This window comes from Streptomyces sp. Inha503 (genome assembly GCF_047215865.1).
Classification (GTDB): domain Bacteria; phylum Actinomycetota; class Actinomycetes; order Streptomycetales; family Streptomycetaceae; genus Streptomyces; species Streptomyces lycopersici.
In genome coordinates this window covers 3,168,949-3,188,202 of the sequence record NZ_CP178360.1, presented here as the reverse complement: position 1 = coordinate 3,188,202, position 19,254 = coordinate 3,168,949, and the positions used below count along the sequence as shown (strand labels likewise).

Here is a 19,254-nt window from a genome sequence, read left to right as displayed (position 1 = left end):
CCATGAATGGATTTCCTCCAAAGGGTTGGAAAGTCGGGGATGCGCCCTGATCAGGGCCTCTTGTGCCGGCCTCGGTGCTTAGCGGTGGTGAGCGGGCGTGCTGGCGCGGGGCGGCGGCGTCGGCGGGGTGGTGTCCACGGCGGGGCGTGGGCGGACGCGCGGCACGGGGGTGCGGTGCGGTGGCAGGACGGCGACGGTCGCGCCGAGGTCTTCGGCGGTCTCTTCGATTTCGCGGGTGAGGAACTCGATCTGTCGGCCCAGTGCCGAGAGGCGGGCAGCGATCTGGCGGCCCTGCGCGGTCTCCAGGGCGCTGGCGAACTGGCCGCTGGTTTCGAGGAGTTCCTGGAGGCGGACCATCGGGCCTGCGTCGTATCCGCGCTGGGTGGCGCCGAGGAGAGCGTTGGAGGCGTCACCGGCGTGCTGGGCTTCGACGACGTCGCGGATGAGTTCCTGCAGCGATACCTCGGGTGCGAGTGCTGGGCGGTTGAACTGGGAGACGTCCGTGCGCAGTACACCGGGCGGGACCGGGGCGGGCAGCGCCTGCCCGGCCTCGTATTCGTGGGCGAAGTGCCCGATCACCTGCCAGCCCGGTGCGTCCGGGTCGCCTCGCAGCGCGACCAGCGTCGAGTCGTCGCCTTCGACAAGGTGGGCGAGGGTGATTGGCTGCCCGTCGGCGGCGTACCACGACTCGGTCAGCTCCAGCTCACCTCGCCGCTGCGCGGCCTGGGCCCTCTCGGTCCACATCTGCCGTTCGTCGTCGGTCAGCGGAGCCTGGTGGCGGTGTTGGTTCTGGTCGGCGAGGTTGCTGGCGATGACGCTGTGATCCGCCCAGGCGATGACGTGCGGCCACAGGGCCGAGTGCTGCTCGCGTTCCGCCTCCGAGTCGGGGGCGGCCGGCTGGTCGAGAGCCCGGCGGATCTCGGCTGTGGAGGCGGCCAGGCCGTCCAGCACGGCTCGCCACCCGGACAGGTGCCGGGCGGGTGGCAGCTCGTCGAGCGCTCGGCGGGCGGCATCGAGCAGGGCATCGGCGTGCGGGGCGAGGTGGGTGGTGTATGCCTCCACCGCCGCCTTGTCGCGGTGGGCTCGTGCGGCTGCTGCCGCGCTTGCGTGGACGGTGCGGCCATAGCGGTCGCGTGTCATGTCCAGCGCGATCTCGCTCTCGTGGTCGATGACCGCCATCCGCAGCCGGAAGCCGCGTACACCGTCCGTGAGTTCCGGTGTCATTGGCAGGGGGTTGTCGGGGGTCGGATTGCTGGCGGGGGTCATCGGGACCGTCCGTTGCCCGAGGCCGTCAGGTGGACGGTCGGTGTGTAGGTGGGCTTGGGCGGGACTGGCCGGGCCGGCGGCAGGGTGGTGGTGGGCGGTGTGGTGCGCTGTGTCGTTCGGCTGGCGGCGGCCTGGGCGAGACGGCTGTGGCGTTCCTGGAGTCCGTTGGGCCGGGCCGGGCGTGGTGGGCCGGCGGAGACGGCGGGGTCGAGGCGAATGTCGGCCTGCACGGTGTAGCCCTGGCGGCGAAGATCGTGGATGGCCTGGCGGGTTCGGCGGGGACCGTCGCGCTCGGGGTCGGTGAGCCGGTACAGGCCCGGCTGTTCAGAGACGGGCTCGAACTGCTCCCGTATGAGGAACCAGTGAGCCAGGTGCGGGGGCATGGAGGTGGTGAAGGCCGCGACGAAGCCATGCTGGGGGTGGGTGCCGAAGGCGAAGTGGGTGCGAGGGTCCAAGGAGATGGGTCTCCTGACGGTGGTGGCGTGGGTCAGCGGCGGGGTGCGGGCGGGCCCGGCGGGAGGGTGCGGGGTGTCGCGGTCCCTGCGGGGGCGGAGCGCTGACGGGGGGTCGTCGCCCGGGCCTGCCGCAGGAACCGTTCGCCGTGGGTGAGCCAGGTTTCGATGGCTGGCCACGTCCGTGTGATGCGCTCGGTGCGGGTGAGCAGGGTGCCGCGGGCCAGTTCTTCGCGCACGGTCTCGGCATCGCTCAGGGCGTCGGCCAGCTGGGCGAGGGCATCGGTGTCATCGGGCCACTGAGTGGCGGCGGGTCGGCACCGTTTGAGGAGGGCGGGGGCGTGGTCCATGACGGTGAGGAAAGCTCCCCAGGCGTTGTCCAGAGGCCGTGCGCTCGCGGTGCCCAGGGCGTCGATGCCGAGCGGGGTGGTGTCGCCGTACGGGCCGGCGGCGACCATGGTGGTCCAGGTGTGGTGCTCGGTGCGGATGCGGTCCAGGGCGTCGGCGACGGCCGCGTTCTTGCGGGCATAGACGGCGCGGTCGTAGGCGGGGAGGTACTGGTCAGTGATCGCCTGGGCCGCGGGACAGGGGGAGGGCGGCAGGACGATGCCGCGCGGGGCGTGCGGATCGCCGTAGCCCTCTTCGAGTCCTTCCGGGGCGAAGGCGCCGACCAGATAGTCGAGTTGATGGCCGGGGCGTTCGGCGAACAGCAGCGTGGTGCCCTGCACCGTGTCGGTGAGCGTGGCGGCATAGGGAATCCGCTCGCTTTGGAGGGCGCGGCCGAGTTCGCCGCTGTCCCAGATCCAGGGCAGGAGGTCTTCCTGCCAGGCGGGGTGGGAGTAGATCTCGACTGAGGTGTTCCACGGGCCGGGCAGTTGGCGCGCGAGGTCGCGGGCGGCCTCGCCGATGAAGCGCTGGCTGCTCGTGTGTACGCTGGTGCGGTGCCGTTTCGCGCACGTGACCAGGTCGGCCACCGTGGTCTTGTTGCCGTCCGCCGGCGGGTGGTAGACGCCGTCGTCGTCCCGCTTAAAGCCGCTCTCCGCGAGGGCGGTGTGCGCCCACGGGTACGGCTCGCCAGAGGCGATGGCGACGATGCCCGACTCCCGGCTGTGCGACAGGATGATCTGCGCCTCAGCCATAGACCCGGTCCTTGCTGCGGCGGAGGACGGCGCGCAGGCTGCGGCCGTACTGCCAGGCATGCTCCCGGGCCCCCGCCTCCAGTTGGTCGTATCCGGCCTGGGCTGTCATCTGCCCGTTCCACTTGCGGTATCGGTACACGGGGACCGGCAGCAGGATTCCGGGCGCGAGAGCGGTTGCGCCGAGGGCCGCGCAGTAGTCCTCGCCCTGGACGAGGCCGCCCATCGGAGCGGCGCGCACGAGGTCGGTGCGGGCGAGGATCGTGGTCGGCCCGATGGGGATGGTGTCCGCCGGGGACTTCCAGTACGTCCACACGTCGCCGGCCTCGTGCCGGCCGGGCGGGGTGGGGCATCGCCACAGGGTGGTCGAGCCGTCGGGGTGCTGGTCCTCGCTCCATCCCGCACACCAGCCGACCCCGGTCGATTCCAGGGTGTGCAGCCGTACGGACATGGCGTCGTCGGTGAATTCGTCATCGTCGTCCGCCCAGTTCGTATATGGGGTGCGAACGTGGGCGAGGGCCAGGTTCCTGGCGCAGGCGGCGCCGACCGGGCGGGGCAGAGAAAGCGTTCGGATGCGAGGGTCTTGCGCGAGCGGGGCTGGCAGGCGATCGGGCGAGGCACCGTCGAGCGCGATCACAGCCTCCCACGGCACGGACTGCCGGGCGAGGCTGGCGTGCATGGCGGTCAGGTAATCGAGCCGGTCATCCCGCAGGCGGCTGGCGATGACGACGGTGATCAGGGGCATGGAGTGCGGGGGCAGGGAAGGCTCCGGGAAGACGAGGGGGAACTAACGGCGCGTGGCGCTGGTACTCGCTGGTCCAGGTGCCGGGCAGACGGGCGGCCAGAGCGGCAGCGAAGGCGGACAGGTCGGTGCGGGGTCAGGTCATGTGTTCCTGGAGAGGGGCGGTGGCCCCGCGTCATTGCGTGTGCCGCGGCTGTGCCGGCGGGAGGGCTCGCGGTGGATGGGACGGCGGACGATCCGGGGCGGACGTGAGCCGCGGTGCTGGCACGAGTGGAGTCAGCGCCCGCATCCGGTCGTCGACCACGGGTAGCACCTCTCCGAGGTTGCGGATTTCGGCGGCGGCGTCGGGTGCGCGGAGTGTCGGCGTAGCCGGGACCGTGTGCGGGTTTGCGGTGGGCGAGATGGGATGTGGCAGCAGGCCGAGCTGGGTGAGGCGATGGTTGATCGCCTCGATCAGGGGCTGGGCACTGCCGCCGTGGCGGGCTTGGGGCCAATGGGCGGCACCGGGGTCGGCGGAGGGAGCCGAGTCGTAGAGGACTTCGAACAGAGTCTGGTCGTGGGGGTGCTCACGGGTCGCGGTCCAGCCCTCGGGGTCTCCTGGCTGGCGGTCGGAGGAGGGCTCTTGCGGTGGACTGATGAGCAGGTAGCTGTCGTCGGGGAGCGAGACGCGCACGACGTAGGCGCTGAGGCCGAACTCTATGTCGCACTCCAGCCCGCGCGCTCGCAGCGGTGTGGTGATGTGCGCGTGGCGGCGCCACAGCTCCTGCCACCACGGGGTGTCCACGTGGCGATGGTCAGGAAGCGGCGCGAGCGGAGGCGCGGGGCGGGCGTGTGGGGTACTCGCTGCGTCAGCGGCCACGGCTCCTCCTGCGGGAGATCGGCGTGCGGTGCGGCGGAGGCGTCCGGCGAGCGGGGGTGCTGCCTTCCGGCTTCGGCACCGGACTGAAATCGAGTTCGTACTCGTCGTAGGTGGCGATCAGGCCGTGTTCCATCTGGGCTTCGCGTTCGGCGATCTGCGCCATGAGGTCGTCGTGCTCGGCTTGGCACTGCTGGTACTCGGCCCAGTCGGCGTCGCTGAAGTGGGCGGGGCGGTTCAGGGACTCCTCCTGAAGGGGTGGGGGCCGGCCTGGGCTAGCGGTGGCGACTGCTCGGTCTGGGCGGTGTCGGCACGGGGCTCTCGCGATGCGAGGGCGCGGGAAAGAAGCGGTGGAAGTCGAGGTGGCTGTGGAGTTCCTTGGCCGCGTCGCGGAGGGATTCCGATGTGCGCCGCACGTAGGCGCGGGCCGTGGCGTGGTCGATGACCATGCGGTTGCTCAGGTAGGGCTGGTCGGTTGGGCTGGAGGAGCGCGGCAGACCGAGGGCGGCCTCTGCAGTCTCCGCGAAGTGCGATGCCGCATGGGCCGACATGGTGCTCGCCGTCGCGAGGTGGGCCAGGGTGGCGCGGCCTGCCCGGTTCGTGCTGTGAGGACTCGCGGCGAAGCCCGCAGTGAGCCGGAGAACGTCGCGGGAGAGGTCCTGCGCGCCGGTGGCATGCTGGAACAGCTCGGTGAATGAGGGCTCGGTCGGCACGTGGCCGCTCTCATCCAGCAGCTGCCACTTCTGGGCGCAGTCGGAGAACTTTGCCTTCATCGCGTTGAGCGTGCCGATAAGGCGGAGCGTGTCGTCGCGCGGTATCAGTTCGCTCTGGATATCCGGTTTCATGAGCCTCTTGCGGTTGCCTGTAGGGCCGTCAGTTCATTCGGGTCCCTCTGAGCTGGTGAGCCGGGGTTCTGCAGGTGGGATCGGCCCGGGATGACTAGCGCCCCCGTCTTGGCGATGGTGCGTGAGGTGGCACCGGCGGAGAGGCCGCCAGGTGGTGTGGTGCAGACGCCGGGCGGGCCCCGTACCCGTGGCCCGGGAGGGCCTGGCCCTCTTCGGTGAACTGCATGTCCACGAACTCGGTATGGGTGCGGCCATCGGAGGTGAGCTGTGTGGATCCCCAACGCTTAAAGACGTCTTCGGTCTCCAGCCATTCCCCGTCGGGGCCGGTGACTCCCGAGTGGACGACCAGCACCCACTCGCCTGTCACGGGCTCGGGGCGAGGAGGGTGGCCCCCGTGTTCGCGGTAGGCGGTAATCAGATCTTCGAGGGCGGCGATGTCATCTGGGGTCAGGGTGCGGTGATCTATGAAGGAGAAGGCCATCGAGGTGTATCCGTATTGTCAGCGGTGTTCAGTCGCGCTGGCGGTGTGGTGGAGAGCCGGTCGTTCCGCTGCACGTCGCACTGTGCGTCAACCGGAGTGCACTCAGCGCCTCAATTCATCCGTGCGTCCGTATCGAACAACTGTGCCTCTTGAGGGTGGAGGAGGTGTTGGACGATGAAAGATCGTCCGGAGACTTTCCACAGGCCACGTCCTCGGTTGAGGTGGGCGATGGCGTCCATTTCGACGGAGGTCAGGCCGAGCAGCGAGGCCGCGGCGTGGAGTTGGTCGGTCTCCTGGCGGTAGATGATGCGGGTGGAGCAGTCCGCGAGGAGTCCCTCGGCCAGGGCCCGGCCGCGGGATCCGGCGTCGCCGGCGGTGAGCAGGTCGGACAGCCGGTGGATCACCATGAGGTTCGCGATGCCGAGCCCGCGGCTGAGCTTCCACTGGGCCTGCATGCGCTGGAGTAGACCGACGTGCCTCATCAACCGCCACGCCTCGTCGTACACGATCCAGCGCCGGCCGCCGTTCGGATCGGAGAGGGCCGATTCCATCCAGGCGGAGGCGCAGGTCATCGCCAGGACGAGGGCGGTGTCATCCCCGGAGCCGCCCAGCCGGGACAGGTCGATGGTGAGCATCGGGGCGTTCGGGTCGAAGGCGACGGTGGAGGGGGCGTCGAACATGCCGGCCAGGTCACCGTGGACGAGGCGGCGCATCGCGTGGGCCAGGTCGCGGGCGGCGTCGCCGAGTTGGCCCGACATCATCCCGGCGGCTTCGTCGAGCGCACTCGGGTTGTTGAGGGTGGCGGCGACGTCGCCGAGGAGCGGGGTGCGGCCGGTGGTGGCGGCTCCAGTGACGACGGTGTCCAGGGCGACGTCCAGGGCGGTGTGTTCCATGGGCATCAGGTCCCGGCCCAGGACGGTCCGGGCGAGGGAGCCGAGCAGGAGAAGGCGCCGTTTGCGGATCTCGCCGACCCAGTCGGCCTCCGCCACGCTGGCCGGGCGCGGTGCCGCGTCCAGGGGGTTCAGCCGTCCGGGCAGGCCGGGGCCGAGAGCGACGGACCGGCCGCCGAGGGCTTCCGCCACCGGCGTCCACTCACCTTTCGGGTCGCAGGGGACGTAGACGCGGTATCCGAAGGCCACCGAACGCAGCGCGAAGCTCTTGGCCAGCGCGCTCTTGCCCTGGCCGATCACCCCGGCGAGCAAGAGGTTCGGGTTGGTGAATCCCTCCATGCGGCCGTACAGCGCGAACGGATCGAAAACGAAGCTGGCTTCTGCATGGACATCGCGCCCGATGTAGATGCCCTCGGCCCCGAGTCCGCCCTCGGCCAGGAACGGATACGCACCGGCTGCCACGGCCGTCGTCATGCGGTGGGCGGGCAGCTTCAGCCGGTTCGTACGCGCGGAGGCGGGCCCGGGGCGTCCGTTCGGCGGGTAGAGCGCGGCGGGCACCTCATGCTCGGCAGACGTGCTCTCGGCCTGGTGGGCGCCAGCTTCCGCGCGGGCCTTGGCGGTGGCCTCGGCGATCTGCCGTCGGGCGGCCTTGCGGCTGGCGCGGTCGCTGCCGTGGGGAGTGAAGAGCGGGCTGGCGGAGGCCCGGCGGGCGCGGCGGGCGGGCCGGTGTGTCATCCGGGGGCCCTCGATTCTGCGGGTGGTGCTCATCGCGCGCAGGCCGTGGTGTGCGGGCGGAGGTCGGTGGGGGTGGTCTTGCGGCGGACGACATGTCCGGCAGCGAGGTGGCGCTGGCAGATCGTCAGCACGGGCGGTCCCTCGGGCAGCCGCTCGGGATGGCAGGCGCTCGGCTCGGTGTTTGCTTCCGCTGCGGTGCTGGGCAGCAGGTGGAAGGCGGAGTGGACCTCGCTGGTGGCTTGCCAGAGGCGGGTGTGCGCGGTGGCCAGGTGACGGCTGGCAGCGGGATGCGGAGGTCGGGTGTTTTCGGCGAGGCGGTCCAGGAGCTGGAGCAGGGCGGTGAGGTGGGCGTGCAGCACGTCCAGGTGCAGCCGGTCCGCCCGCCGGGAGGAGTTCGCGTCCGACGGTGCCAGGGTCCGGGTGTGGTGGCGGACTCCGGCGCTCGCGGCGCGGAGGTAGGGGTGCGCGTCGTCCGCAGATGTGCGAGGGGTCAAAGGTGGTGGTCCTTCCTGCCCGGGGCAGGGGCGGCGACGGGTGGTTCGTCGTGGATGCGTGAAGAACAGCGGGCCAGGGGGCTGGCCGGTGGGGGAAGTGCCCGGCTCACTGGGCGGTCCGGGCGAGCGGGAGCGCGGTGAGGGTGAAGGCGTCCGGCTGCTGGTAGTTCAGCCGTCGCAGGTCGACGCCGGAGGTGACGGCGTGGGTCTCGATCTGTGCGCAGGCGGCGTCCAGGAGGGTGTCGGTCTCGGCGGTGACGGTGACCAGTCCGGTCAGGGCCACGTCCGCGTGCCCGGCGATCAGCTGGCGTTCGCGTGTTTTGACATCCGCGTACTCGACGGAGTCTTCCTCGCTGTCGACCTGCCCGCGGCGGGCACGCTCGTTGGCGTCGGCGATGATCGCGGCCTTCTTCCGCTGGACGTCCCGCAGCGCGGACTCGAGCCCCTGCGGCACGTAGATAAGGGAGAGGCTGCGGCGCACGCCGACCGTGAACATGATCCCGTGCAGGAACCCGGCTCCCATCTCGGTCCTCGGCCAGTTCTCCACCCAGTACGTCGCGTGCCGTGCGCTGTCGGTGGCGAGGCGGTCGTACTCCTCGAACTGGACGACGGGCCCGGCGGCGGCGGGATCGGCCTCGGCACGGCCGGTCTCGGACCACTGCTGGAGCGCGGCGAGGGCCCTGGGGTCGTAGGCGGTGCGGATGACGGCGGCGATCTCCCGCGCGGTCAGCCACCCGGTGACTGTGAGTCCGGCGTTGCGGGCGGCCTGGGCGATGGACGCGGTCGTCTGCTCCATGACGGTGAACGCCCCGGGCAGCCCTCCGCCGGCCTGGCTGATCAGGCGCCGGGCGGCCTTGAGGTCGAGGGAGATGGCGAGGTAGGTCTCGTGCGGGGCGGCGGCGGGGCCGGCCGATGCGACCAGTTCGGAGTAGATCTGTCCGGCGACGGGGGCCTGGGGCTGCCCGTTCTGGGTCCAGTGCCGGGTGAGGGTGTCGCCGCTGTCGGGGACGGTGCGCTCCAGCACCTGCACGGTGGCGATGTGCCCGGTGCGGGCGATGCCCGCCAGAGCGCGTCCCCAGCTGCCCACGTTGTGGTTCTGGGTGGCGGGGTCGAGGAGGGCGAAGGCACGGGAGCTGACGCGGGCGATGGCGGTCAGGGTCTGCCGGTGGGGGTCGTGGACGGCCGCAGCTTGGTTGGCGGAGTCGCCGGGGGTGACCACCTTGAGGGAGGCGGCGGTGCCGGGCAGGTGGAGGACGCCGTCCTGCCGGGGCTGGGTGAGGGGGCGGGCGAGCCAGAGGGTCTGGCCGGTGCGGCGGCGGTGTGCGTAGCGGGCGACGATCGGCGCCCAGTCGATCAGGGAGCGGCCGTGTCGGCGGATCGCGAGGAGCGCACCGGATGCCGCCCACAGCGGGGCCAGGGCGACGGCGCCGAGCAGCCCGGTGGAGACCAACGTCATCAGCAGCAGCGCCAGGGTGCAGGAAACAAGTACGAGTTGGGGCAGGGAGAGGCCGAGGAGGATGCCGCGGCGGGACCGGTGCGGGAACTTCACCGTGACCGGGGCGACGGAGAGATCAGTCAAAGGGGCGGGTCCTGGAGGCGCGGGTGGAACCCGGGGGCGGAGGTGCCGTGCACCTCCCGCCCCCGGCAGACGGGTGGAGGATCACAGGCCGGTCGGGGGCGGCGGAGGTGAGGCCGACCCGCTGGACGGGGCGTTGTGTGAGCTGGAGGACGGGGGTGCGCCCTGCGGCGGCGGGGCCGTGGTCGGCGGAGCGGACTGCCAGCCACCGCCCTGGCCGGAGGCGGCGCTGGCCCCGGATCCGCCCGGCCCCGGTGCGCCGCCCACCTGGCCACTGGTGTCGTCCGACGCGCTGGTCGGCGCGAGCTGGGCGGCCTTCTTCAGACCGGACTGGGCGGCATCGCCACCGGCGGAGACGCCCGTTCCGGCGCCCTGCGAACCTTCCTTGCCCGCTCCGCCTCCACCTGTCGGGTTGGCGGCGATATCGCCGGGGAAACCACCCCCGTCACCGACATCGGGCCCCTGCGGTGCGGCGCCTGCTCCGGCGACAGCGCCACCGGTTCCGGCGGTGGCGACAGCGGCGGCGGCGGCCTTGCGGGTGGCTTTCTCGGCGTGCTGTTTGGCGAGCCGGGCGCCGGCGCCACCGGCACGGTGAATTGATTCTCCGTCTGTGCCCTCAGCCGCCCAGTGGACGAACTTGAAGGTGGTGTAGGGGCAGAGCAGCACGAGGATCATGATGACGATGCCGGACATGACGTCGGCGAGGGCGGTGGTGCCGTCCTTGGCTTCGGTCTTGCCCATGGCGGCGATGCCGAGGACGAAGATGACGGTCATCAGCAGTTTGCTGAACACCAGGGTGGCGGTGGCCTCGATCCATCCGCGCCGCCAGCGGCGGGTGGCCTCCCAGCCGCCACCGGCACCTGCGAAGACAGCGAGCGTGACGAGGACGAGGATGCCGACCTTGCGGACCATCATCACGCACCAGTAGAGGAAGGCTCCGATCGCTGCGCCGATGCCGACGAAGGCGGCCACGAGCCAGCCCATCCCGGACAGGCCCGCGATCTGGGAGACCTTGACGATGCGGCGGACCGCGGATGCGATCGACAGGTGGGACGCTTGGAAGAGGCCGTCGGACAGGGCATCGGTGACTTCGATGGCGACGGTGGTCAGGGAGATGGCGCAGAAGACAAACAGAACGCCGGAGACGGTGCCGGTGACGGCCTGGGCAAGGGCTTGTCCGTCGCGTCGGACGGCGGCTCTGACCAATTGTGCGCAGAAGGTGCCGACGAGGACGATCAGGCCGATCGGCAGCAGCATCTGGTAGTTGTCCCGGAACCAGGCCGCGTTCAGGTCGACCCGGGTGGTGGTGTTCACGGCCCTTGCCGCCAGATCGGCTGCTGCCGCGGCGAGTTCTCCGGCGCTCTTGGCCATCCAGTCGCCGATCACCTTGCCGGGATTGGAGACGAAGTCGACAGCGTCTTTGGCTCCGCTGCCGATCGCGCATACCTTGTCCGCGACGGGGAGGTCGCAGAAGCCCATGGGGTGTGTCCTCCTTTCTCAGTCGGGACAGGTCATTGGGTGATCTGGGGAGCGATGGCGGCCAGGGAGCAGTGGTGGCCCGGTCGGCACTGCACAGCGAGGGTTACGGCGCGGCTCTCAGTGCCACCGCCGTGCTTGTTCCAGCTGATGTGCTGCTTGCCGTTGACGGTGACGACGTAGATGTATGCCTCGGTGATCGCGGTCGGGTCGTCGGTCAGGGCCTGCTCGAAGGCGGAGGGGTAGTGGCCTTCGGTGACGCTGGCGGTGGCGTGCTGGTCCTGGTCGGCCATCCGCGACCACAGCACCGGATCGGGCACCTGGCCGGAGACCGAGGCCCAGTCGGCGTACTTGGCCTCCGTGGTCATCCAGGCGCGCATGCCCGCGAGCTGCTGGCTGTGGCTGGTGTCGCGGGTGTCATAGGACCACAGCATCCGGGCCGCCGCTTTGGCGTAGGTGACCGGCTCGGAGACCTGCGGAGGCTTGAGTACCGATCCGGATCCGGAGGAAGGCTTCGGGGTGGCCTCGGGGGAGGACGGGCTGCCAGCCCGGTCGGGCGTGGCGGTGTCCGGGGCCTGGTGGCCGCTCCCGTCGCCGGTCAGCAGGGCGACGATCCCGGCGATGGCGAGCAGGACGGCGACGACGCAGGCGACGATCGCGGTGCGCCCCTTGGCCGACCAGCCCGCGCCGTACGAGGACAGTGAGAGGTTGGGAAATCGGGTGCGCATCAGTGGACCTGCGACCCGAGGTTGGAGAAGAAGGCGACGATGCCGTTCGCAGCGCCCAGGCCGAGGGCGGCGCCCGCGGCGACAGTCGTCCCCTTCTTGCCGTTGGCCTCGGCCTGGTGGCCACCGGTGTGGTGACCCCAGGCCCAGACGCCGAGCGAGACGGCGAGGGCACCGACGACGGCGACGATCCCGAACAGGTTGATCGAGTTGACGACGTTCTTCAGCACGCTCAGGCCCGGCAGACCACCGCCCTGGGGCGAGATTCCTGGGTCGTAGGTGAGCTGGATGACGCGGTCTGCGAGAGGGACGGACATAGGTGTGGCGGGGCTCCTTGCACACACGGGCCGGGCGAGGGACGGCGGAAAGCGGGGAAGCGGAGGGGGAGGTGGGCTCGGGGCGCGGAAGTGGCCGCGGCGGCACCGCCCGGGGCGGTGCCATGCGGGTGCGGCGTCACAGGACGCGACGGGCGGCGAGAATCGTCCAGTTCTTGATCGGGGTGATCCGGACGGGTTTGGTGGTGCGTGGCGCCTCGATCGCGAGGCCCGCGCCCATGTACATGCCGACGTGTTCGGGCCGGGCGGCGGTGCCGCGGCTGAAGATCAGGTCACCGGGCTTGAGACGGGCGGGGGAGACCGCCTTGCCTTCGGTGACCTGCGTGTACGTGGTGCGGGTGAGGCGGACGCCGGCGTGGGCGTACGCCTGCTGCATCAGGCTGGAGCAGTCGCAGCGGCCCATGGGGTCGGGGCCGTGCGCGTTGGTGCAGGACCCGCCCCACTGGTAGAGCGTGCCGAGCTGGTGCATCGCCCACTCGATGGCCTTGCGCGCCTTCGGGGCGGCGTCTTTGGGGATCTTGTAGCCCTTGGGGACGCTTCCCTCGGGGATGCGGCCGAAGCCGGAACCGTCCTGGCCCGGCGCGCAGCCGCTGGTGCCGGTCGACGGTTGCTTGCCCTGGTCCGCACCCTTGCCGTCCGCGTCGTTACCCCCGCCGGGGAAGGTCTTGACGATGGCCTTCTGCAGCGCGGTGGCCAGGTTCTCCCACTGCGCGTACGCGTCCGGCAGCCCGGACTTCTGCACGGCTTGGGCGGCCTGGGTGACGGTCATCTGCTGCCAGCCGTCCACCTTGAGCAAGTGCTTGTAGAACTGCTCGCTGGTGTAGACCGGGTCGCGGATCTGCTGGGCGCTGCCCCAGCCCTGGGAGGGACGCTGCTGGAACAGGCCGAGGGAGTCGCGGTCTCCGGAGTTGAGGTTGCGCAGTCGGCTCTCCTGCATCGCCGTGGCGAGGGCTACGACCTGTCCCTTCTTGGGCACGTCGAGCGAGAGGCCGGCGGCCACGATCGTCTGGGCGTTGGGAACCTGTTCGGCAGGCAGATCCAGGCCCTTGATGTGGACGTTCTTGCCGGACGCGCCGTCGAGGATCTTGGTGACCTGTCCGGCGGCCTTGTCGGTGTCGAGGTCGGTCGGGCAGTTGCTGAGGGAGGTGCTGGTGTGCACGGCGTCGGCGGAGGAGACCAGCATCATGCCGGTGCCGGCGATCAGGATCGGGGAGAGGAAGACGACGCCGATGCCGGCGGCGAGCGCCTTCAACCGGAGCGGACCGCGCGCCGGTCAGCGATTTCGGGCAGGGGCGGGTGGCGAGAGGTCATGAGCGTGTCCTTCGGGGTGCGGTGTCCGGACGTGCCGCGTGCGCGAGCGTGGTGGAAGGGCGCGGCGGCCGGGGTGGGCGATCGGGGGCGGGCCGGTGTGGGCGAGTTGCCGCTCGCTCCGCGTGGCCGGGCGGTGAGCTAGGTGTGCCGGGGCAGGGGGGATCTCCGTGAGGTGTGGCGGGAGTAGCCAGCGGCGGTGTGCGCCGGGCGGTTCAAGAACAGTAGGCGCGGATCGGCGGTTGACCAAAAAGCTGGCGTGAGGTGCCGGAATCCGATACCCCGGCAGGGCACTTCTTGGTCGTCGGCGCATTCGCCTCTACAGTTTTTGGACTCCCCCTTGCCCTCCTCGGCCTGCGGCCCTGGGCTTCTGTATGCCCACTTCCGGCCCGCGAGGACTCCGGTGCGAGGCGGTGAGCTCCCTCCGTGACTCCGCACCCGAATAGGGGTTCCTCTTTGCCTTTTTCCCTGCACCAGGGCGATGCCCTCAGCGTTCTCGCCGGCCTTCCGGACGGTTGCGTCGACTCCGTCATTACCGATCCGCCGTACAACTCGGGCGGCAGGACCGCGAAGCAGCGCACCAGCCGCTCCGCGAAGCAGAAGTACACCTCCACTGACGCCCAGCACACCCTGCCGGACTTCACCGGCGAGAACATGGACCAGCGAAGCTACGGGTTCTGGCTGACGCAGATCATGACCGAAGCCCACCGCCTCACGAAGACCGGCGGCACGGCGCTGCTGTTCACCGACTGGCGCCAGCTTCCCGTCACGACGGACGCGATCCAGGCGGCCGGGTGGCTGTGGCGCGGTGTGCTGGCCTGGCACAAGCCGCAGGCCAGGCCGCAGAAGGGCCGGTTCACCCAGAACTGTGAATTCATCGTCTGGGCATCGAAGGGAGCGATCGACGGCTCCCGGAACCCGGTCTATCTGCCCGGCTTGTACTCGGCCTCGCAGCCCTCGGGGGCGAAGCGTCGGCACATCACGCAGAAGCCGGTCGCGGTGATGCGCGAGCTGGTCAAGATCAGTCCCGAGGGCGGCACGGTGCTCGACTTCTGCGCCGGCTCCGGCTCCACGGGGGTCGCCGCCTTGCTGGAAGGCCGGGACTTCATCGGCGTGGAGAAGACCGAGCACTACGCGTCGATCGCGGCCGACCGGCTCACCGAGACGATCCGCGCAACCCTCACGCAAGACGACGTGATTCTCACCGCCTGAGCTGCGACCGCGCTCCCGTCAGGACAGCCGGCGCCCATTCGTGGCGCTAGGCGGGCATTCCGCCGGAGCAAACCTGTAATTCGCGGTCCGGGCCGCTTGTCACCTTCCGTCTTTTGTCATCCCGCGTCTCGTAGGAGGCCGAACTTTTCATGCCCGAATCCATAAAACCGTCTGACGATGACGAGTTGGAGCCGGTTCGCATTCCCGATCCGCAGCTGGAGGGGATCGAGGCGAGCGTCCGACGGCTCATGGAGCAGTCGGCGTCACAGGCGCAGCAACTCGACCATCTCGCGTCCGCTCCAGCGCCGAGCGGATCGCCGTTCGCCGCGTTCGGCATGCCGGGGCTCGGCGGGCCGCCAGCCGCCGCTCCGCCGGAGCCCCGCCCGATCCTGGAACTCGACGGGGAGGAAAGGGAGGACGAACTCGACGCTTTGTCGGACTGGGTCGACGACTTCTTCCTCCCGGTCTACGGTGCGGAAGTCACCACTGCGGCGCCCTGGTGTCTGCAGTGGCAGGAGCACGAGGATGTCGTGGCCTGGCTCCACGCCCTGTGGCTCGCCTACCAGCAGCACAAGGACCCCGAATCCGGCCTCTCCGGGCTGTTCGTGTGGCACCGGGACTTCCTCGCCCATGCCGTTGCGGCGATCCGCGCACCGGGCGGGCCGCTGTCGGCCTGCATGACCTCTCCCGACCGGCCCGCGCACCGTCTTCTGCCCGGCCCGCCGCCGTCTGTGCGCACACAGACGGCGTCCACGGCGGAGCCCGCCGGGACCGCCGAGCCGACGGCATGACCCCGGGAGTGGGACAGCCCGCCTTCGGCCTGAGCTTCGACCCCCGGGCGCTGACCGATCTCCTCCAGGCCCCCAGCGATATCCGCGACCTCACCCTCGCCTACCTACAGGACATCGTGAACGCGCAGCGCTTCGGTCTCAGACTCACGGGTGACTTGGACGGCTACCGCAAGCTGTTCGTCGACTCCCGCAAGGACTGGAGAGTCGTCTACGGCATCCGCTCAGCGCCCGAAACATCGGCGCACCGGCGGGAGATCCACGTCGTCGCCATCCGGCCACGGGCCGGCAACGACGTTTACGACGAGGTCGGCCGCCGCCTGGGGATGACCCGCCGGCCGCTGAGCGCCCGCACCCACGCGGCCCGCTCCCGTCCCCCGCAGCTGACCCCCCGCACTCCCGCGCCTCGGCCCGGTCCGCCGCCCAACGCAACTCCGGGGCTGCCCCGTCCCGCACAGAACCCCACACACCACCACACCCGCTGAACGCCCGGAGCGTCGCCTATGCCCCCTGAACCCGCGCCAACACCAGCCCGGCGTGCGGTCTCCTCTCTCGACCATCACATCGAAGCCGTCACCGGCCACGCCATCGACACCCTGTGGGCCTACCGCGACCGCGGCGTCCTCGACGAGCCACACGCCCACCTGGTCGACCGGCACCGCGAGTTGGCCAAGGCCCAGACCGGCGTCACCTTCTACCTCCGCCTCCTCAACCGCCTCTCCAGCGGCGAGTTCGACGTCGACGACGCCCTGTTCACACGCATCGACCGCACCGTGAAACAGCTGGAGGAGGCCACCGACGCGCGGGAGGCCGCTGCCCGGAAGGTGCTTGCCGCCCTGGAGCCGATCGAGGCCGCCGCAGCGGCCTCCGTGCTCGACACGAAGCAGCTCTCGACGGACGACCAGGCGGCGCTGCTGGCCATCGCCGGCGGCGCCAAGCTCTACGAACACCTGCTGACAGGCCGGATGTCCGTCACAGCCGCCTCTGGCACCCGCATCCCTCACCTCAAGCTGCAGCGGCTGGAGGACGCCGGTCTGGTTGTCCGGGATACCGACCACCCCGTGCACGCAGGCCAGACTGTCTCCCTCACCGACGCCGGACGCGCCGCCCTGTCCGCCGCCCGACGGACACCCACGACCCAGGCACCCACGCTCCCGGCTCGACCCGGCACGTCGCCGCCCACCCCGGCACAGCGGCGCTGAACAACATCGAAAGGGCCTTGTTGTCTCCCACCGAACCGGTGGCGGCCCGGAAGCCCATCCCGCAAGTCGACTTCGAGCTGGACGACCTCGATGCCGATGAGGAGATGTACCTCGACTTCCACCGCCAGGTCGCCGTCCACGAGGACATGCTCGTCCCCCTCGCCCAACACCACGACGGTGCGCATAGCTACTACGTCCTGTTCGACCGCACCGCCACCTGGGGACACCCCGGCATGCCCCAGGTGCTCGCCGTACATCTGCAACGGGAGTACGAGAAGCGGACGTTCAGCTTCGAGCAGGCCCATCTGCCGCTGCCCGCGATGGCACAGTCGTGGCTCATCCACCGTGGCTGCCCGCCCGACGCCATCGGCCTCGACCCCGAGCTGGGCCCACCGCCGGCGGACGAGGCGACACGTGCGCTGGAGCGACGACTGGCGGGCGACGGTGACCACTACGCCATGGGCTACTCCTACACCTGCGACGACCCGGACGACATGGTCACCGTCGTGGCACTGCGCGCCTTGGACGAGCGAGCCCTCAGCCCGTTCCGCGTCGTGGTCGAGGAAGTCGACACCGAGACGTGGACGCACACCCTGCGCGAGGTCGGCTTCGACACGGCGGGCGAGGCCCTGCAGTGGTGCGAGGACCGGCTTGCCGACGAGGCCGGTCCTCTCCCGCCGGTCCGCCCGGCAGCCGCGGCCAGCCGCCCGGCCGGTGTGGTGAAGGCCCCTGTCCCGCGCTCGCCCGGCCGTTCGCGCTGAGCGCCAAGTCCGACGCGGGCGGCGGAACATAGCCGACGATCGCCGGTTAGCCAAACCGGCGATCCTCCGGACTCTTATACAGCCGCCGGGACAACCCGCGGCACCTTTCCACGCCATCCCTATGCCTTCACGGAGGTTTCTTCCGCATGCGCTCCACCCGAATTGCCATCTCCGCGGCGATGCTCGGCGCGCTCGCCCTGCCGGTGCTCTCCGCCACCACCGCCAGCGCGGCACCCGCCGCTGTCTCCGCGGCCCCCGCGAGTGACTGCTATGACCAGCCGCCACTGCCGTACGCGGTTCACGCCAAGGCCGTGACCATCCGGTCCAAGGCCAGCTCGAAGTCCACCGCGCTCGGCGTGCTCTACAAGAGCCACAAGTTCAGCGTGGCCAAGAAGAGCGGCAACTGGCTCTACATCACGGACAAGTCCACCGGCGTCAAGGGCTGGGTCTCCGGCACATACGTCTACCGCGACATCCGCATGTGCCTGGACTGACAGGAATCCAGCAGCCGCCCGTCAGCCGCTGAACCACCGCGTACGGACTCCCCTCCTACTCCCCCCATGCATCGGTCTTTCCAGAACAGGAGTTTTCCTTTTGTCCGACGGCCTATCCGATGACGCTGAGGATGTCGTGGGCCTGCTCACCGAACGGATCGAAGCCCGCTTCGCCATGGACATGGACCAGTTGAAGGCCGCGGTCGCCGCCGCGCCTGCCGCGAATCCCGACGCGACCGATGTCGTCAGGTGGCACGGCCTTCTCGTCGAGGCCCAGTCGGTGCTCGACCGCGCGGAGGACGACCTCCTCGCCGCGCTGGAAACCCAGCCCAGCGAGGTCGACGACCCGACGATGGACCTCGCACACCATGTGAACGCGGCGGTCACCGCACGCGATGGCCGGGCCATGGTCGTGCGGTGGCTCCTCGACCCGGACGCTCCGGGCAGGAAGGGCCTCGCCACCGAACGGCTCGCCCGCCTTCGCCCTCGATCCGGCCCGGCGGTGCAGACCAGCGCTCCCCATCGGGCCGCGGGTACGCCCGCGCCGGCGTCGGGGTGGCGGGCGGGAAGGCCCGTCCGATGAGCCGGGTCATCGCCAGCACCATGGACGCCGATCTGCAGAAGATCTTCAGGAAACCGGTTCCCGAACTGTACGAGGCGGCTGTCGGCCCCGATGCCTCTCCCGCACTCGCCCGTGCCCTGGAACTGCGCTCCTTCCTGGCTCTGACCGAGGAGCAGGTCGCCCGCGTCCGAGACCGCGTGCGCGCGGACATGGACCCGGACCGCGACATGGGCGAGCTGTCGGCGGACAAGCTCCGCTTCGACGCGCAATGGCTGGAAGCAGCACTAGACGCCCGCGACGGCTACCGCGCCGCGATCGGCGAGCTGCTGCGCACCATGCCCCCGCCCGACCAGCAGGCCCGGCCCGTCCGCACGACGCAGCTCAGGGCCACCGCATCCCTGCCCCCGTCCACCGCCCCGGCACCCCAGCGTGCCGGGGCGGCCCAGGCCCGCCGACCATGAAAGCCGCCGCTTGCCTCACCTCACGTCCACCGAGATAGCCGGACGGATCGAGGACCTATACGGCGCGCCGCTCGCCGATCTCGAAGCCCGCGCCCAGGACCAGCCGCCCGGCATGCTCTCCGCCCTACTCGGCATGCACGACGCCCTCGCCCTCGCCGAGCGCAGCATCGACGTCCACCGCGATCATCTCGCCCGGCTCATCCACCCTGAGCGGGAGATCAGCCGACACGAGGTCACCCACCTCCTCGACGGTGCGCGCCAACTCGCCGAGGCAATCGCGGTCCGCGACGTCCAGGCCAAATCGGTCCAGGCCATTCTGCAGAGCCTCGCCCGCGTCCCGGCCCCAGCGCCATCCCCGCCGACGCCATCGCCGCCGCTACCGGCTCCGCCCCTTCCGGCCCAGAGCACTGCGCACAGCCGCTGACCCGCAGACGATCCCCTGCCATCCACTCAGGAG

The 19,254-nt window shown here is 70.6% G+C and carries 23 protein-coding genes; 9 read left to right on the top strand and 14 right to left on the bottom strand.

Going from position 1 to position 19,254, the window contains the following annotated elements; genetic code table 11:
* Positions 1-78 precede the first annotated feature (78 nt).
* The 14 genes from ACJX2R_RS12905 to ACJX2R_RS12840 all read right to left on the bottom strand — a co-directional run bounded on the left by ACJX2R_RS12905 (position 79) and on the right by ACJX2R_RS12840 (position 13,261).
* Positions 79-1,266 carry a hypothetical protein gene (locus tag ACJX2R_RS12905; protein ID WP_413100237.1) on the bottom strand — a complete coding sequence of 396 codons (1,188 nt, stop codon included), beginning with the start codon at positions 1,264-1,266 and terminating at the stop codon, positions 79-81.
* The gene (locus ACJX2R_RS12900) at positions 1,263-1,721 is read right to left on the bottom strand and encodes a hypothetical protein (protein WP_413100236.1); all 459 of its coding nucleotides are present in this window, start codon (positions 1,719-1,721) and stop codon (positions 1,263-1,265) included. The genes ACJX2R_RS12905 and ACJX2R_RS12900 overlap by 4 nt, the downstream gene beginning before the upstream one ends.
* A 32-nt stretch (positions 1,722-1,753) precedes the next feature.
* A complete protein-coding gene (locus tag ACJX2R_RS12895) occupies positions 1,754-2,857 on the bottom strand; it encodes a hypothetical protein (RefSeq protein ID WP_413100235.1) in 1,104 nt (367 codons plus the stop codon).
* Positions 2,850-3,599: a glycosyltransferase family 2 protein gene (locus ACJX2R_RS12890; protein WP_413100234.1), complete on the bottom strand. Its 750-nt coding sequence runs from the start codon at positions 3,597-3,599 to the stop codon at positions 2,850-2,852. Before ACJX2R_RS12890 ends, ACJX2R_RS12895 begins: the two co-directional genes overlap by 8 nt.
* 172 nt (positions 3,600-3,771) lie before the next feature.
* On the bottom strand, positions 3,772-4,380 hold the full coding sequence (locus ACJX2R_RS12885; RefSeq protein WP_413100233.1) for a hypothetical protein: 609 nt from the start codon (positions 4,378-4,380) through the stop codon (positions 3,772-3,774).
* 64 nt (positions 4,381-4,444) lie between these two features.
* Positions 4,445-4,618, bottom strand: coding sequence for a hypothetical protein (locus tag ACJX2R_RS12880; protein ID WP_413100232.1), 174 nt, complete (start codon positions 4,616-4,618; stop codon positions 4,445-4,447).
* A gap of 109 nt (positions 4,619-4,727) precedes the next feature.
* Positions 4,728-5,297 (bottom strand): hypothetical protein, encoded by a 570-nt coding sequence (locus ACJX2R_RS12875; RefSeq protein ID WP_413100231.1) that lies wholly within the window; start codon positions 5,295-5,297, stop codon positions 4,728-4,730.
* Positions 5,298-5,888: 591 nt separating this feature from the next.
* On the bottom strand, positions 5,889-7,403 hold the full coding sequence (locus ACJX2R_RS12870; protein ID WP_413105839.1) for a VirB4 family type IV secretion system protein: 1,515 nt from the start codon (positions 7,401-7,403) through the stop codon (positions 5,889-5,891).
* A gap of 29 nt (positions 7,404-7,432) precedes the next feature.
* Positions 7,433-7,897: a DUF6238 family protein gene (locus ACJX2R_RS12865; protein ID WP_413100230.1), complete on the bottom strand. Its 465-nt coding sequence runs from the start codon at positions 7,895-7,897 to the stop codon at positions 7,433-7,435.
* A 106-nt stretch (positions 7,898-8,003) separates the two neighbouring features.
* A complete protein-coding gene (locus tag ACJX2R_RS12860) occupies positions 8,004-9,476 on the bottom strand; it encodes an SCO6880 family protein (protein WP_413100229.1) in 1,473 nt (490 codons plus the stop codon).
* Between the two features lie 81 nt (positions 9,477-9,557).
* A complete protein-coding gene (locus ACJX2R_RS12855) occupies positions 9,558-10,952 on the bottom strand; it encodes an ATP-binding protein (RefSeq protein ID WP_413100228.1) in 1,395 nt (464 codons plus the stop codon).
* A gap of 32 nt (positions 10,953-10,984) precedes the next feature.
* Positions 10,985-11,677, bottom strand: a complete 693-nt coding sequence (locus tag ACJX2R_RS12850) for a hypothetical protein (RefSeq protein WP_413100227.1) — start codon at positions 11,675-11,677, stop codon at positions 10,985-10,987.
* Positions 11,677-11,991 (bottom strand): DUF6112 family protein, encoded by a 315-nt coding sequence (locus ACJX2R_RS12845; RefSeq protein ID WP_413100226.1) that lies wholly within the window; start codon positions 11,989-11,991, stop codon positions 11,677-11,679. Before ACJX2R_RS12845 ends, ACJX2R_RS12850 begins: the two co-directional genes overlap by 1 nt.
* 136 nt (positions 11,992-12,127) lie before the next feature.
* Positions 12,128-13,261: a C40 family peptidase gene (locus tag ACJX2R_RS12840; protein ID WP_413100225.1), complete on the bottom strand. Its 1,134-nt coding sequence runs from the start codon at positions 13,259-13,261 to the stop codon at positions 12,128-12,130.
* A gap of 512 nt (positions 13,262-13,773) precedes the next feature.
* On the opposite strand from ACJX2R_RS12840, the gene ACJX2R_RS12835 reads away from it, so the two are divergent.
* From ACJX2R_RS12835 to ACJX2R_RS12795, 9 genes are all read left to right on the top strand, one after another.
* On the top strand, positions 13,774-14,529 hold the full coding sequence (locus ACJX2R_RS12835) for a DNA-methyltransferase (RefSeq protein WP_413105838.1): 756 nt from the start codon (positions 13,774-13,776) through the stop codon (positions 14,527-14,529).
* A 248-nt stretch (positions 14,530-14,777) separates the two neighbouring features.
* Complete coding sequence (locus ACJX2R_RS12830) at positions 14,778-15,320, top strand: DUF4913 domain-containing protein (RefSeq protein WP_413105837.1); 543 nt, start codon at positions 14,778-14,780, stop codon at positions 15,318-15,320.
* Positions 15,317-15,802, top strand: coding sequence for a hypothetical protein (locus ACJX2R_RS12825; protein ID WP_413100224.1), 486 nt, complete (start codon positions 15,317-15,319; stop codon positions 15,800-15,802). Before ACJX2R_RS12830 ends, ACJX2R_RS12825 begins: the two co-directional genes overlap by 4 nt.
* An 18-nt stretch (positions 15,803-15,820) precedes the next feature.
* Entirely contained in the window at positions 15,821-16,519 is a 699-nt protein-coding gene (locus tag ACJX2R_RS12820) for a hypothetical protein (RefSeq protein ID WP_413100223.1), read from the top strand.
* Positions 16,520-16,536: 17 nt separating this feature from the next.
* Entirely contained in the window at positions 16,537-17,280 is a 744-nt protein-coding gene (locus ACJX2R_RS12815) for a hypothetical protein (RefSeq protein ID WP_413100222.1), read from the top strand.
* 179 nt (positions 17,281-17,459) lie between these two features.
* Positions 17,460-17,774 (top strand): SH3 domain-containing protein, encoded by a 315-nt coding sequence (locus ACJX2R_RS12810; protein WP_413105836.1) that lies wholly within the window; start codon positions 17,460-17,462, stop codon positions 17,772-17,774.
* Between the two features lie 100 nt (positions 17,775-17,874).
* Entirely contained in the window at positions 17,875-18,357 is a 483-nt protein-coding gene (locus tag ACJX2R_RS12805; protein ID WP_413100221.1) for a hypothetical protein, read from the top strand.
* The gene (locus ACJX2R_RS12800; RefSeq protein WP_413100220.1) at positions 18,354-18,797 is read left to right on the top strand and encodes a hypothetical protein; all 444 of its coding nucleotides are present in this window, start codon (positions 18,354-18,356) and stop codon (positions 18,795-18,797) included. Before ACJX2R_RS12805 ends, ACJX2R_RS12800 begins: the two co-directional genes overlap by 4 nt.
* 10 nt (positions 18,798-18,807) lie before the next feature.
* Positions 18,808-19,221, top strand: a complete 414-nt coding sequence (locus ACJX2R_RS12795) for a hypothetical protein (RefSeq protein ID WP_413100219.1) — start codon at positions 18,808-18,810, stop codon at positions 19,219-19,221.
* The last annotated feature ends 33 nt before the right edge of the window (positions 19,222-19,254 follow it).

Bases quoted from the DNA above. Each gene is read 5' to 3' on its own strand.
- ACJX2R_RS12905 (WP_413100237.1), bottom strand. From the start codon at position 1,266: ATGACCCCCGCCAGCAATCCGACCCCCGACAACCCCCTGCCAATGACA.
- ACJX2R_RS12895 (WP_413100235.1), bottom strand. From the start codon at position 2,857: ATGGCTGAGGCGCAGATCATCCTGTCGCACAGCCGGGAGTCGGGCATC.
- ACJX2R_RS12890 (WP_413100234.1), bottom strand. From the start codon at position 3,599: ATGCCCCTGATCACCGTCGTCATCGCCAGCCGCCTGCGGGATGACCGG.
- ACJX2R_RS12880 (WP_413100232.1), bottom strand. From the start codon at position 4,618: ATGGCGCAGATCGCCGAACGCGAAGCCCAGATGGAACACGGCCTGATC.
- ACJX2R_RS12875 (WP_413100231.1), bottom strand. From the start codon at position 5,297: ATGAAACCGGATATCCAGAGCGAACTGATACCGCGCGACGACACGCTC.
- ACJX2R_RS12870 (WP_413105839.1), bottom strand. From the start codon at position 7,403: ATGACACACCGGCCCGCCCGCCGCGCCCGCCGGGCCTCCGCCAGCCCG.
- ACJX2R_RS12855 (WP_413100228.1), bottom strand. From the start codon at position 10,952: ATGGGCTTCTGCGACCTCCCCGTCGCGGACAAGGTATGCGCGATCGGC.
- ACJX2R_RS12850 (WP_413100227.1), bottom strand. From the start codon at position 11,677: ATGCGCACCCGATTTCCCAACCTCTCACTGTCCTCGTACGGCGCGGGC.
- ACJX2R_RS12845 (WP_413100226.1), bottom strand. From the start codon at position 11,991: ATGTCCGTCCCTCTCGCAGACCGCGTCATCCAGCTCACCTACGACCCA.
- ACJX2R_RS12830 (WP_413105837.1), top strand. From the start codon at position 14,778: ATGGAGCAGTCGGCGTCACAGGCGCAGCAACTCGACCATCTCGCGTCC.
- ACJX2R_RS12825 (WP_413100224.1), top strand. From the start codon at position 15,317: ATGACCCCGGGAGTGGGACAGCCCGCCTTCGGCCTGAGCTTCGACCCC.
- ACJX2R_RS12820 (WP_413100223.1), top strand. From the start codon at position 15,821: ATGCCCCCTGAACCCGCGCCAACACCAGCCCGGCGTGCGGTCTCCTCT.
- ACJX2R_RS12810 (WP_413105836.1), top strand. From the start codon at position 17,460: ATGCTCGGCGCGCTCGCCCTGCCGGTGCTCTCCGCCACCACCGCCAGC.
- ACJX2R_RS12800 (WP_413100220.1), top strand. From the start codon at position 18,354: ATGAGCCGGGTCATCGCCAGCACCATGGACGCCGATCTGCAGAAGATC.